Genomic DNA, 14,449 nt, shown 5'->3' with positions numbered 1-14,449 from the left:
AAAACCAGCATTTGTTAGAATAGCCGCATATTCTACCCGTTATCCTCCGACACGCCAAACCACTGATGATACCAACGAGGTAAAATCTGATCCCGCATGCTGCGTATGCGCCAGTTTTTTTGATAAAAATCCAGCGTAATCTGTCCCTGATGGGGGGTATCCAGCCATTGATAATTTTGTTGCCGATAACGTTGCTTCACTTTCCAGGACGGCAGACGCCAGGCGTTGTAACGGGATGCAGAGGCGAGTGCGACCTGCCCGTCAACCCGCTGAATGAGTGCCAGTGATGATGAAGTATTGCTGCCATGATGTGGAACCTGCATCACCGTCGACTGAAGGTGCTGCCAATAGTGACTTAGCATTTTTTGTTCAGCAGGAGATTCGATATCGCCGGTCAGCAGAATACTCTGATATCCGTCATCGACCTTAACCACACAGGAGTGGTTATTCCCCTGGTCTGTATTTCCACGCACAGGCCAGTGCGCACTGAAGGTTAACCCTTGCCATTGCCAATGCTCTCCGCGAAAACACGGGAGATGACCTTTCCAGCTCAGCGGACTTCTTACCCATAGCGACGGCCAGGCTTGTTGTAAGGAGTGCAACCCGCCGCGGTGATCCATGTGCTCATGGCTTAAAATAATTCCTTCTGGCTCCAGATTATGCCAACGCAACCAGGGAATAATCAGATGTTGTGCGCTATCGCCTTCAGGCCATGCCAGACCGGTATCGTAAAGCAGCGCTTTCCCATTTCGCGCAATCACCATCGCCAGCCCCTGCCCGACATCCAGCATATGCACTTGCCACACATCAGTACGCGGTGCACGCCAAAGCGGCCCACTCAGCAAAAGGAGCACAGAGAAACAGACCACCGGTAGCGTACGCAAGATTTTTAGTCGCCATGCGATAATCATCATTCCGGGTAAAAATGCGAGCCATTGCCAGCGTGCATCAATATTGATCCACCCTTCAGGCAGACTTCTGAGCCCCCAAAATAGCAGCGCCAGAGAACGATCCGCCAGATACCACAGGCTTGATTCAACCATCACCGTCCCGGCTAAATGCATGATCATGCCTGCTAATATCAAGGGTACGGAAACAAACGTGACCAAAGGGACGGCAAACAAATTAGCCAGAAACGAGGTCAGACTAAAACCGTGAAACATTGCGATTTGCACGGGAAGAAGCAGAAGCGTAATACCCAATTGCAGATGAGTCAGCGCCAGAAATTGACGTCCAGCACGCGACAGCGGCCAGTCCGGGAGCGGTACCCATTGGTACCAGAACAGCAGTGCCGCAACGGCGGATGCAGACAACCATAGGCTTTGCGAAAGAACGGCAACCGGATCCACCACCAGAATGGCTGCCAGACAGCAGATCCAGACCGACCATCCACTCCACTGCCTGCCGCTAAGTCTTAGCGCCCCCCAGACTAGCAGCGCAACAACCGTTCGTAATGCAGGGGGTTGCAGCCCCGTCAGCCAGGCATAAAATGTGGCGCAGACAATCCCACCCACTAATGGAACCTGCCAGTAAATCCATCTGGCAGGCATAAAAAATTGTCCCGCACGAATTATTCCGGCAGCCAGAAGTGCAGCAAACGCAATATGCAGCCCGGAGATAGCCATCAAATGAGCCGTGCCGGTATCACGCATAATCGTTTTCACCTCTTGTGACACGGACAAGCGCTCCCCCATTCCCAGACCCAGTATGACCTGCTGCCAGGGATAGTCACCGAGTGCCGTTTTAAGCGAGGCGAGATACCGCGAACGCAAACTGCATTGTGGTGTGATAACCGAAGCCTGCAAGAATCGTCCCGTCAGCGGTTGATGCTGCGCCAATGCGTAACGCTGGCTATCAAATCCGCCTTCGTTTAATTGACCGTGTACAGCGCGGACTTTCAACGTCATCGCCCATGTCTGACCCGCACAAACATCACCGGGTAAATACTGCCCGTACAAGACGATTCCTTGCGCAGGAAAGATTCGTTTCCCCTGAAGGTGAGTGATCTGGCCGTAGTGCGTTGTCATATTGTCAGTTCCGGTTATCCGCACAATGGCTTGCTGGGTTTTCGCAGGCAGCGTATTACCTGCCCACATAGCCTCTTCCGCGGCCAGGATTCCCCAAAGAAAAAACAGCAGGGTTAGTCCGGCGGAACGCATATATTTGTAGGGGAGAAAACAGAGCAGACATGCCAGACAAAATACAATGCCGATACACAACATGCCTGGCAGCATGGGTAATAGCATGAGCGGGAGGATACCGAGTAATGCGCAGGTACTCACCGTTGTTATTTTCATCAATCACCTCCCTGTTACAGGGAGTGTGCAGTACTCTTCGACGGTTGTCTGGCATCAATTTATCGTTATACGGCCTGAGTTCCGCAGACATTTAGTGATGGTTGTAACGTACAAATTAACTGGGATGAGGATTCCAGGATAGGTGGACAGAAATGAAAAAAGCACCCATTTGGGTGCTTTTCTCGGCGTTAAGTCTCGCTAAAAACTTAACCGTAAATATTGGCGCGATCGCGCAATTCTTTACCTGGTTTAAAGTGCGGAACGTATTTCCCTTCCAGATCCACTTTATCGCCGGTCTTCGGATTACGTCCGGTACGTGGTGCGCGGTAATGCAAAGAGAAGCTGCCGAAACCGCGGATTTCAATACGCTCGCCCTGCGCAAGAGTCGAGGCCATATGTTCCAGCATCTCTTTAACTGCATCTTCAACCGCTTTCGCGGGAATATGAGGTTGCTGGGTTGCAAGTCTTTCAATCAATTCTGACTTGGTCATGATTCCTCCGGTTCCTTAAAGGCATAATTAGCTGCTGCATTGATTAAGGGCGGCCGTAGCCGCCCTTTGTCATTGATTACAGGACGAATCCTGTAATCTGTCAAGCTACTCGTCACCCTTTGTGCCGTTAACAGCACAAAGGATTTAGAGCACTCGATATTACTCGCCTTTAGCTGCTTTGAAAGCTTCAGCCATTGCGTTGTTAGAGAAGTTAGCATCTTCCTGTTTGTTAACAGTTGCGATTGCATCTTTCTCATCAGCTTCGTCTTTAGCACGAACAGACAGGCTGATTGCACGGTTCTTACGATCAACGCCGGTGAATTTAGCTTCAACGTCGTCGCCTACGCTCAGAACCAGAGTTGCATCTTCAACGCGGTCACGTGAAGCTTCAGAAGCGCGCAGGTAACCTTCAACGCCGTCAGCCAGTTCTACGGTTGCGCCTTTAGCGTCAACTGCAGTGACTTTACCGTTTACGATTGCGCCTTTCTTGTTCAGTGCAACCCAGTTGTTGAACGGATCTTCTGCGAGCTGTTTAACGCCCAGAGAGATACGCTCACGCTCTGCGTCAACCTGCAGAACAACTGCTGCGATTTCGTCGCCTTTTTTGTATTCACGAACTGCTTCTTCGCCTGCAACGTTCCAGGAGATGTCAGACAGGTGAACCAGGCCGTCGATGCCGCCGTCCAGGCCGATGAAGATACCGAAGTCAGTGATAGACTTGATTTTACCTTCAACACGGTCGCCCTTGTTGTGGGTTTCCGCGAACTGCTGCCATGGGTTGTTTTTGCACTGCTTCAGACCCAGGGAGATACGACGACGTTCTTCGTCGATATCCAGAACCATAACTTCCACTACATCGCCAACGTTAACAACTTTGGACGGGTGGATGTTTTTGTTGGTCCAATCCATTTCGGAAACGTGAACCAGGCCTTCAACGCCTTCTTCGATTTCAACGAAGCAGCCGTAGTCGGTCAGGTTGGTCACGCGACCAGTCAGTTTGGTACCTTCCGGATAACGCTTAGCGATAGCTACCCATGGATCTTCGCCCAGCTGTTTCAGGCCCAGAGATACACGAGTACGCTCGCGGTCGAACTTCAGCACTTTAACAGTGATTTCGTCGCCAACGTTTACGATTTCGCTCGGATGCTTAACGCGTTTCCATGCCATGTCAGTGATGTGCAGCAGGCCGTCAACGCCACCCAGATCAACGAATGCACCGTAGTCAGTGAGGTTCTTAACGATACCTTTAACTTCCATGCCTTCCTGCAGGTTTTCCAGCAGCTGATCGCGTTCTGCGCTGTTTTCGGATTCGATAACGGCACGACGGGAAACAACAACGTTGTTACGCTTCTGATCCAGCTTGATTACTTTGAATTCAAGCTCTTTGCCTTCCAGGTGCAGCGTGTCGCGGACCGGACGAACGTCTACCAGGGAACCCGGCAGGAACGCGCGAATACCATTCAGCTCAACAGTGAAGCCACCCTTGACTTTGCCATTGATAACACCAGTAACGGTTGCAGCTTCTTCGTAAGCTTTTTCCAGCGTGATCCAAGCTTCGTGACGTTTAGCTTTTTCACGGGACAGCAGGGTTTCACCGAAGCCGTCTTCTACTGCATCCAGAGCAACGTCAACTTCGTCACCAACCTGGATTTCCAGCTCGCCCTGGGCGTTTTTGAACTGCTCTGCCGGAATGGCGGACTCAGATTTCAGACCAGCGTCAACCAGTACTACGTCTTTGTCGATAGCAACAACAACACCACGAACGATGGAACCCGGACGGGTTTCGATTTCTTTTAAGGATTCTTCAAACAGTTGAGCAAAAGATTCAGTCATGTTTAATCTTCAGGTTTCATATTTAACGTCCACCTGGCTCCATGCCGGATGGGGTTGTTTAACATACCCGCTGTCAATCCATTGCAACGGGGGTACTGCAAATTCGGTCGCACTTAAGCGAGAGCCAGTTTTTGGCGCGCGTATTGTAACGCTTTTTCAATCACTTGCTCAATGCTTAATCGGGTTGAATCCAAAACTAAAGCATCAGCAGCGGGAACCAGCGGCGCTACAGCACGATTACGATCGCGATAATCGCGTTCTTCGATCTCGGCCAAAAGGCGTTCAAAGTTAACACTAAAGCCCTTCTCCTGCAACTGTAGCATACGTCTATGCGCACGTTCTTGCGAGGAGGCGTCCAGAAAAATTTTCACCGGCGCATCCGGGAACACCACGGTGCCCATATCACGTCCATCAGCAATCAGACCAGGGGATTCGCGAAATGCGCGTTGACGACGTAATAACGCTTCACGCACGCGGGGAAACGCCGCGACCTGAGAGGCGGCATTCGCTACTTCCTGAGTACGTATTTCACCGCTGACATCTTCACCTTCAAGAATGACTTCCAGGTTGCCGTCTGTTGAGATAAAACGCACATCAAGGTGTGAGGCAAGCGGTACCAGAGCATCTTCAGATGTGACATCAACATGGTGATGTAACGCTGCGAGCGCCAGTACGCGGTAGATCGCGCCTGAATCTAACAGATGCCACTGCAATGCTTCCGCCATTGCCTTGCACAAGGTGCCTTTACCTGCACCACTTGGGCCATCAATGGTAATAACCGGGGCAATTGCCGTCATCTTTTTCTCCTTAAAAGGGCGTACATTAACGTGAACGCCGCGCATTATACGCGCCAACGCCAACGATCGTTATCTTTGTGTGAAAAATGCAGAATCATTGAAGCTGAGTGTAGAATAAATAGGCAACCGGAGATGTCAGAATGTGCCGCACCCGAAAGTGCGGCAATAAAATCAGGCAGATGTACTAATACGAGCCAGCTGTTCGAAATAATCCGGGAAGGTTTTGGCGGTACATTTTGGGTCAAGAATGGTCACCGGCGTGTCAGACAGCGCCACCAGCGAGAAACACATCGCCATGCGGTGATCGTTGTAGGTCGCGATGTCCGCAAATTGCAATGTTGCAGGCGGGGTGATGCGGATAAAGTCATGCCCCTCTTCCACTTCCGCGCCCACTTTGCGTAACTCCGTCGCCATCGCGAACAGGCGATCGGTCTCTTTGACACGCCAGTTATAGATGTTACGTAAAGTCGTGGTGCCTTTCGCAAACAGCGCCGCCGTTGCAATGGTCATCGCCGCGTCAGGAATATGGTTCATATCCATATCCACTGCGTTCAACTCGCCGTGAGTACAGGCAATAAAATCGTCGCCCCATGTAATGGTCGCACCCATTTTTTCCAGTACATCGGCAAAACGAATATCACCCTGCATGCTGTTGCGGCCAATCCCGGTAACTTTTACTGTACCGCCTTTAATAGCACCCGCCGCGAGGAAATAGGAAGCGGAAGAAGCATCGCCTTCAACCAGGTATGCACCCGGTGACTGATACTGCTGCTGCCCCTTCACAACAAAGCGCTGGTAGTTTTGATTTTCAATTTCAACACCAAACGTTTTCATCAGGTTCAGTGTGATATCAATGTAGGGTTTGGATACCAGGTCACCTTTAATTGCGATCGTCGTATCCTGCGGCGCCAGCGGCGCAGTCATCAGCAGCGCAGTGAGGAACTGGCTGGAAACGCTACCGTCTACCTCAACCTGGCCTCCGGTAAAGCCACCGCGCAGACGTAAAGGTGGGTAGTTTTCCTGCTCCAGATAGTCAATTTGGGCTCCGCCCTGGCGCAGCGCATCAACCAGATGGCCGATCGGGCGCTCTTTCATGCGCGGTTCGCCCGTCAGCACGATGTCATTGCTACCCAGACATAGCGCTGCAGCCAGCGGGCGCATTGCGGTTCCGGCATTGCCAAGGAACAGCTCAACTGCACCTTCTGCGTGCAACGCACCGCCATTGCCAATAATCTCGCAGCGGGTGCGATCGGCAGAAAGGGTATAGCTAATCCCTAACGCATTCAGAGCATTGAGCATATGGCGAACATCATCGCTGTCCAGCAGATTGGTCAGGACAGTGGTGCCATTGGCTAATGCAGCCAGCAGCAAAGCGCGGTTAGAAACACTTTTGGATCCAGGCAGATTGATGGTGCCATCCACCCGCGCAATGGGTTGTAACGTCAGGGATTCCATGAAACTCGACTCTCAAAAACAGACATAAAAACCCCACAGACGAGCTGTGGGGATGAAAAGTACAGCAGATTAGCCGCGGCGGCGTTCGAAATCGACCATGAAATCGGTCAGTGCTTTAACACCTTCAAGCGGCATGGCATTGTAGATGGACGCACGCATACCGCCGACTACACGATGCCCTTTCAGCGCGTGCAGGCCCGCAGCAAAAGACTCTTCCAGGAACAGTTTATCCAATGCGCTGTCAGCCAGCTGGAACGGTACGTTCATGCGTGAACGGTTGGATTTCGCCACATCGTTACGGTAGAAATCGCTGTTATCGATTACGCCGTAGAGCAATTCCGCTTTTTGCTGGTTAATTTTATCCATCGCATTAACACCGCCCTGCTTTTTCAGCCATTTAAAGACCAGGCCAGACAGATACCAGGCAAAGGTTGGCGGCGTATTGAACATGGAATCGTTGTCATTCAGCACGGTATAGTCGAGGATTGACGGGCATGAGACATGAGCTTTACCCAGCAAATCTTCACGGACGATGACAATCGTCAGGCCGGCCGGGCCGATATTTTTCTGTGCCCCAGCATAAATTACGCCATAACGGCTAACGTCAAGCGGTGCGGAAAGAATGGTAGAGGACAGATCCGCCGTGACCACAACGTTGCTGGCAAAATTCGGCGTTTCATCGATCGCAATGCCATCGATGGTTTCGTTCGGGCAATAGTGCAGGTATGCCGCGTTATCAGAAAGTTGCCATTCACTCATCGGCTTAACAGCACGCAGGCCGTCCACGGTGACTTTGGCATCAATAACGTTTGGCGTGCAGTATTTTTTCGCTTCTTTAATTGCGCTGGCGGCCCAATAACCGGCATCGACGTAATCCGCGGTGGTTTTATCGCCCAGAATATTTAACGGGATACCCGCGAATTGCCCACGACCACCACCATGGCAGAACAACACTTTATAGTTGGAGGGGATGCTGAGAAGATCGCGAAAATCCTGCTCCGCTTCCTCTGCGACCTGGATGAACTCTTTGCCACGGTGGCTAATTTCCATCACTGACGTGCCAAGACCGTTCCAGTCACAAAGATCCTGTTGAGCCAGTTTAAGTACTTCTGCCGGTAACATTGCCGGACCTGAACTAAAATTGAAGACCTGAGCCATTTCCCCTCACCACGTTGTGTTGTTGTCCAATCAACATCCTGTCATTGACGATAATCCGGTGACAGACATTGGTATAAGTTATTCCTGTGGATATCGGTTTTATCATTCAGTGACACGCGCCGCAATGGGTAAAACTGGCAAGGGTAAAAATGTGTCATCGGTCACACAACAGAATCTATCGGATTGACGGGTAAAAACCGAGATTTTTGCTGTCAGGTAACCCGTTTTGCCCGACTGGCCTTCGACCATTCTGGATTTGCACAGCGCGGACATAATTGATGATCTCCGGCGCTCATTTGCACCACTTCGCTGCAACGTATGCAGGCATAGTCCCCTGCTTCAGGTATTACTTTAAATCGTTGCGTACAACGTTTAGGCAGAATACTGAGCCCCGGCTTTACGTCTTCATCAGCAAAGAAGTAGACGCTGATTTGCCCATTCGTCTCCAGAATAGCCAGTTTCACTTGTCCCAATTGCTCCACGCCGTTCAAACGCAGTTCCATAAAGAATTCAAATTCCGTCATATTGGCGCTATTGAGCTTTGACCATGCCAGCTCGCCGTCTTCAATGATCACGACGGGTTTGCCCTCCAGCAGGTCCTCCATTTTTTCACTATGTGCCATTAGCCACATTACCAGCCGATACAGCACAGCAAGAGTAATAAAGACCACCAGCACCGGCAGCATCGGAACATCGTCATAAAACGCCACGTCTCCCGCGGCGGAACCCAGCGTAAGGATGATAAGGACTTCAAAAAGCGACATCTGGCGTACGCCACGACGTCCGGTGATTTTTAAAAACAGAAAAACCAATATAAAGGTGTAAAGGCTGCGTAGCGCAACTTCCCCCAGAAAATCCATGGGCACCTTATCAAGCGCCATACGGTGTAAATCGAAAGCTTTCATTAATATGCTCTAAACGTGATTGGCTGTAAGAAAGCATAGCCAATGCTTTTATTTACGCATGGGCTCCGGCGACGATAGCGCCGTTCATTGAAAACCCGTATCATTGCGCGCTTTCCGTACGACAAAAGTGATTTTCATGACGCAAACATTTATCCCTGGCAAAGATGCCGCTCTGGAAGACTCCATCGCTCGCTTCCAGCAAAAATTGCTCGACCTCGGTTTTCAAATTGAAGAAGCTTCGTGGCTGAATCCCGTCCCTAACGTCTGGTCTGTACATATTCGCGACAAAGAATGCGCGCTGTGCTTCACCAACGGTAAAGGCGCGACAAAAAAAGCGGCGCTGGCTTCTGCGCTGGGTGAATACTTTGAGCGTCTGTCGACTAACTACTTCTTTGCAGATTTCTGGCTGGGCGAAACTATCGCCAATGGCCCGTTCGTGCATTATCCGAACGAAAAATGGTTCCCGCTGACTGAAGAAGACGATGTTCCAGAAGGTTTACTGGATGCGCGTCTGCGTGCGTTTTACGATCCAGATAACGAACTGACCGGCAGCATGCTTATCGATCTACAGTCTGGTAATGAAGAACGTGGCGTCTGCGGCCTGCCGTTTACCCGCCAATCTGATAACCAGACCGTCTACATTCCGATGAATATTATCGGCAACCTGTATGTTTCTAACGGCATGTCTGCGGGTAACACACCTAACGAAGCTCGCGTTCAGGGCCTGTCTGAAGTCTTTGAGCGCCATGTGAAGAACCGTATTATCGCCGAAAGCATCAGCCTGCCGGAAATCCCGGCCGAGGTGATGGCGCGCTATCCGGCAGTGGTGGAGTCCATCGCCACACTGGAAGCGGAAGGTTTCCCAATTTTTGCCTACGATGGCTCGCTGGGCGGCAAGTATCCGGTGATTTGCGTTGTCCTGTTCAACCCGGCCAACGGTACCTGCTTTGCCTCCTTCGGCGCACACCCGGATTTCGGCGTTGCGCTGGAGCGTACCGTGACTGAACTGCTGCAGGGCCGTGGTCTGAAGGATCTTGATGTCTTCACCCCACCGACCTTCGACGATGAGGAAGTGGCAGAACATACCAACCTTGAAACTCACTTCATCGATTCCAGCGGTCTGATCTCCTGGGATCTGTTCAAGCAGGATGCCGACTATCCGTTCGTTGACTGGAATTTCTCTGGCACCACGGAAGAAGAGTTCGCCACCCTGATGGCCATCTTCAATGCTGAAGATAAAGAAGTGTATATCGCTGACTATGAGCACCTGGGCGTTTACGCGTGCCGCATTATTGTTCCGGGAATGTCTGACATCTATCCGGCAGAAGATCTGTGGTTAGCCAACAACGCTATGGGCACCCATCTGCGTGACACCATTCTCTCGCTGCCAGGCTGTGAGTGGGATAAAGAAGACTACCTCAATCTGATTGAACAGTTGGATGAAGAAGGTTTTGACGACTTCACCCGCGTGCGCGAGCTGCTCGGTCTGGCGACCGGTGCGGATAACGGTTGGTACACCCTGCGTATTGGCGAGCTTAAAGTGATGCTGGCGCTGGCCGGTGGCGATCTGGAGCAAGCCCTGGTGTGGACCGAATGGACGATGGAATTTAACGCCTCCGTCTTTAGCGCGGAACGTGCAAACTACTATCGCTGCCTGCAAACATTGTTGCTGCTGTCTCAGGAAGAAGACCGTCAGCCGCTGCAGTATCTGAACGCATTCGTCCGCATGTACGGCGCTGAGGCGGTTGAAGCGGCAAGTGCGGCACTGAGTGGTGAAGCGCCGTTTTATGGACTTCAGCCAGTAGACAGCGATCTGCACGCATTCCCGGCACATCAGTCTCTGCTGAAAGCCTATGAGAAATTGCAACGCGCGAAAGCGGCACACTGGTCAAAATAGTGACAAACAACCTGCCTCGAGTAGGCTAAATGTATTGTCTGAGCTATATTACGGGGCGCTTAAAGCGCCCCGTTTTTTATTTTGGTCAAACCAAAAAATAAATGTAAAGGCAAGGTTAAATATTAGTAGTTGATATTAAAAAATTTAGCTTATTAATGTGGTTTTTTATCTCAATTACTCCATTTTAATTAACCGTCCCATAGGAGGCTGAAAGAAAAAATTCAACTCACTTTATAATTTTTAAAATTTATTTTTATATGGATAATCAACATGTTACACCGTAATCGCATAAAAACCATGCGTCTTACGGGCCTATAAGCCAGGCGAGATATGATCTATATCAAATTCTCATCTATAATGCTTTGTTAGTATCTCGTCGCCGACTTAATAAAGAGAGAGTTAGTGTGAAAGCTGACAACCCTTTTGATCTTATTCTACCTGCTGCAATGGCCAAAGTTGCCGAAGAAGCAGGCGTCTATAAAGCAACGAAACATCCGCTTAAGACGTTCTATCTGGCAATTACTGCCGGTGTATTCATTTCAATTGCCTTTGTTTTCTATATCACCGCCACAACCGGCACTGGTACTATGCCTTTCGGCATGGCGAAATTAGTAGGTGGTATCTGCTTTTCCCTGGGGCTGATCCTTTGTGTTGTCTGCGGTGCAGACCTCTTCACTTCAACCGTACTGATCGTCGTTGCTAAAGCCAGTGGTCGTATTACCTGGGGTCAGTTAGCGAAAAACTGGCTTAACGTTTATGTCGGCAACCTGATTGGCGCCCTGATCTTTGTGTTACTCATGTGGCTTTCTGGCGAGTATATGACCGCCAACGGCGCATGGGGGCTCAACGTTCTGCAAACAGCCGACCACAAAGTGCACCATACTTTTGTTGAGGCAGTGAGCCTTGGTATCTTGGCTAACCTGATGGTGTGTCTGGCCGTATGGATGAGCTACTCGGGCCGCAGCCTGATGGACAAAGCGTTTATCATGGTATTACCGGTCGCAATGTTTGTTGCCAGCGGTTTTGAGCACAGTATCGCAAACATGTTTATGATCCCTATGGGTATTGTAATACGCGATTTCGCCACCCCGGAATTCTGGACCGCAGTTGGGTCTTCTCCGGAGAATTTTTCTCACCTGACCGTGATGAATTTCATCACCGATAACCTGATTCCGGTTACGATCGGTAACATTATCGGCGGCGGTTTGTTGGTCGGGTTGACATACTGGGTCATTTATCTGCGTGGTAACGATCATCATTAATCTGTTGATGCCCATTACACGCAGTAAATAAAAAATCCACTTAAGAAGGTAGGTGTTACATGTCCGAGCTTAATGAAAAGTTAGCCACAGCCTGGGAAGGTTTTACCAAAGGTGATTGGCAGAATGAAGTAAACGTACGTGACTTCATTCAGAAAAACTACACTCCGTATGAGGGTGACGAGTCCTTCCTGGCTGGCGCAACTGATGCGACCACTGCACTGTGGGACAGCGTGATGGAAGGCGTTAAACAGGAAAACCGCACTCACGCGCCTGTTGACTTTGACACCTCCGTTGCTTCTACCATCACTTCTCACGACGCTGGCTACATCAACAAAGCGCTCGAGAAGATTGTTGGTCTGCAGACTGAAGCTCCGCTGAAACGTGCGATCATTCCGTTTGGCGGCATCAAAATGGTTGAAGGTTCCTGCAAAGCGTACAATCGCGAACTGGACCCGATGCTGAAAAAAATCTTCACCGAATACCGCAAAACCCACAACCAGGGCGTATTCGATGTTTACACCAAAGACATTCTGAACTGCCGTAAATCCGGTGTTCTGACTGGTCTGCCAGATGCGTATGGCCGTGGCCGTATCATCGGTGACTACCGTCGCGTTGCGCTGTACGGTATCGACTACCTGATGAAAGACAAATACGCTCAGTTCGTCTCTCTGCAGTCCGATCTGGAAAACGGCGTAAACCTGGAAGCAACTATCCGTCTGCGTGAAGAAATCGCTGAACAGCACCGCGCTCTGGGTCAGATCAAAGAAATGGCTGCTAAATATGGCTGCGATATCTCTGGTCCGGCTACCAACGCTCAGGAAGCTATCCAGTGGACTTACTTCGGCTACCTGGCCGCAGTTAAATCTCAGAACGGTGCAGCAATGTCCTTCGGTCGCGTATCCACCTTCCTGGATGCTTACATCGAACGTGACCTGAAAGCAGGCAAAATCACCGAGCAAGACGCACAGGAAATGATCGACCACCTGGTCATGAAACTGCGTATGGTTCGCTTCCTGCGTACTCCTGAATATGATGAACTGTTCTCCGGTGACCCGATTTGGGCAACTGAATCAATCGGTGGTATGGGCGTTGATGGCCGTACTCTGGTTACCAAAAACAGCTTCCGCTTCCTGAACACCCTGTACACCATGGGTCCTTCTCCGGAGCCGAACATCACTGTTCTGTGGTCTGAAAAACTGCCTCTGAACTTCAAGAAATTCGCCGCTAAAGTGTCCATCGACACCTCTTCTCTGCAGTACGAGAACGATGACCTGATGCGTCCGGACTTCAACAACGACGACTACGCTATCGCTTGCTGCGTAAGCCCGATGGTTGTTGGTAAACAAATGCAGTTCTTCGGTGCGCGTGCAAACCTGGCGAAAACCATGCTGTACGCAATCAACGGTGGCGTTGATGAAAAACTGAAAATGCAGGTTGGTCCTAAATCTGAACCGATCAAAGGCGACGTTCTGAACTTCGACGAAGTTATGGACCGCATGGATCACTTCATGGATTGGCTGGCTAAACAGTACGTCACCGCGCTGAACGTTATCCACTACATGCACGACAAGTACAGCTACGAAGCCTCTCTGATGGCGCTGCACGACCGTGACGTTATCCGCACCATGGCATGTGGTATCGCTGGTCTGTCCGTTGCTGCTGACTCCCTGTCTGCAATCAAATATGCGAAAGTTAAACCGATTCGTGACGAAGACGGTCTGGCTATCGACTTCGAAATCGAAGGCGAATACCCGCAGTTTGGTAACAACGACTCTCGCGTTGATGACATGGCGGTTGACCTGGTAGAACGTTTCATGAAGAAAATTCAGAAACTGACTACTTATCGTAACGCTATCCCGACTCAGTCTGTTCTGACCATCACCTCTAACGTGGTTTATGGTAAGAAAACTGGTAATACCCCAGATGGTCGTCGTGCTGGCGCGCCGTTCGGACCGGGTGCTAACCCAATGCACGGTCGTGACCAGAAAGGTGCTGTTGCCTCTCTGACCTCCGTTGCTAAACTGCCGTTTGCTTACGCTAAAGATGGTATTTCTTACACCTTCTCTATCGTTCCGAACGCTCTGGGTAAAGACGACGAAGTTCGTAAGACCAACCTGGCTGGTCTGATGGATGGTTACTTCCATCACGAAGCGTCCATCGAAGGTGGTCAGCACCTGAACGTGAACGTCATGAACCGCGAAATGCTGCTGGATGCGATGGAACATCCGGAAAAATATCCGCAGCTGACCATCCGTGTTTCTGGCTACGCAGTACGTTTTAACTCCCTGACTAAAGAACAGCAGCAGGACGTTATTACTCGTACCTTCACTCAGACCATGTAATTGGTTTTGACT

10 protein-coding genes are annotated in these 14,449 nt (G+C 50.5%); 3 read left to right on the top strand and 7 right to left on the bottom strand.

Features of this window, described 5'->3' with window-relative positions:
- Positions 1–32: 32 nt before the first annotated feature.
- The 7 genes from OGY37_RS14295 to OGY37_RS14265 form a co-directional block, all read right to left on the bottom strand.
- Positions 33–2,297 carry a ComEC family protein gene (locus OGY37_RS14295; protein ID WP_191235636.1) on the bottom strand — a complete coding sequence of 755 codons (2,265 nt, stop codon included), beginning with the start codon at positions 2,295–2,297 and terminating at the stop codon, positions 33–35.
- A 206-nt stretch (positions 2,298–2,503) separates the two neighbouring features.
- Positions 2,504–2,788, bottom strand: a complete 285-nt coding sequence (gene ihfB, locus OGY37_RS14290) for an integration host factor subunit beta (protein WP_003035780.1) — start codon at positions 2,786–2,788, stop codon at positions 2,504–2,506.
- A gap of 159 nt (positions 2,789–2,947) precedes the next feature.
- The gene (gene rpsA / locus OGY37_RS14285; protein WP_003035776.1) at positions 2,948–4,621 is read right to left on the bottom strand and encodes a 30S ribosomal protein S1; all 1,674 of its coding nucleotides are present in this window, start codon (positions 4,619–4,621) and stop codon (positions 2,948–2,950) included.
- A 113-nt stretch (positions 4,622–4,734) separates the two neighbouring features.
- Positions 4,735–5,418 carry a (d)CMP kinase gene (gene cmk, locus OGY37_RS14280; protein ID WP_003831921.1) on the bottom strand — a complete coding sequence of 228 codons (684 nt, stop codon included), beginning with the start codon at positions 5,416–5,418 and terminating at the stop codon, positions 4,735–4,737.
- A gap of 171 nt (positions 5,419–5,589) precedes the next feature.
- The gene (gene aroA, locus OGY37_RS14275) at positions 5,590–6,873 is read right to left on the bottom strand and encodes a 3-phosphoshikimate 1-carboxyvinyltransferase (protein ID WP_126318672.1); all 1,284 of its coding nucleotides are present in this window, start codon (positions 6,871–6,873) and stop codon (positions 5,590–5,592) included.
- A 69-nt stretch (positions 6,874–6,942) separates the two neighbouring features.
- Positions 6,943–8,031 carry a 3-phosphoserine/phosphohydroxythreonine transaminase gene (gene serC, locus OGY37_RS14270; protein ID WP_032942886.1) on the bottom strand — a complete coding sequence of 363 codons (1,089 nt, stop codon included), beginning with the start codon at positions 8,029–8,031 and terminating at the stop codon, positions 6,943–6,945.
- Positions 8,032–8,243: 212 nt separating this feature from the next.
- Entirely contained in the window at positions 8,244–8,936 is a 693-nt protein-coding gene (locus OGY37_RS14265; RefSeq protein ID WP_003831913.1) for a DUF421 domain-containing protein, read from the bottom strand.
- Between the two features lie 136 nt (positions 8,937–9,072).
- Here OGY37_RS14265 and ycaO point away from each other — a divergent pair, with 136 nt between their 5' ends.
- The 3 genes from ycaO (at position 9,073) to pflB (ending at position 14,437) form a co-directional block, all read left to right on the top strand.
- On the top strand, positions 9,073–10,833 hold the full coding sequence (ycaO, locus tag OGY37_RS14260) for a 30S ribosomal protein S12 methylthiotransferase accessory factor YcaO (protein WP_270422847.1): 1,761 nt from the start codon (positions 9,073–9,075) through the stop codon (positions 10,831–10,833).
- A gap of 404 nt (positions 10,834–11,237) precedes the next feature.
- Positions 11,238–12,095 carry a formate transporter FocA gene (gene focA / locus OGY37_RS14255; RefSeq protein ID WP_003831909.1) on the top strand — a complete coding sequence of 286 codons (858 nt, stop codon included), beginning with the start codon at positions 11,238–11,240 and terminating at the stop codon, positions 12,093–12,095.
- Positions 12,096–12,154: 59 nt separating this feature from the next.
- Complete coding sequence (pflB, locus tag OGY37_RS14250) at positions 12,155–14,437, top strand: formate C-acetyltransferase (RefSeq protein ID WP_003035753.1); 2,283 nt, start codon at positions 12,155–12,157, stop codon at positions 14,435–14,437.
- The last annotated feature ends 12 nt before the right edge of the window (positions 14,438–14,449 follow it).

This window comes from Citrobacter sp. Cpo030, assembly GCF_030333005.1.
GTDB lineage: Bacteria > Pseudomonadota > Gammaproteobacteria > Enterobacterales > Enterobacteriaceae > Citrobacter > Citrobacter portucalensis.
The sequence above is the reverse complement of the archived record's forward strand: the minus strand, read 5'-3'. Positions and strand labels throughout refer to the sequence as shown.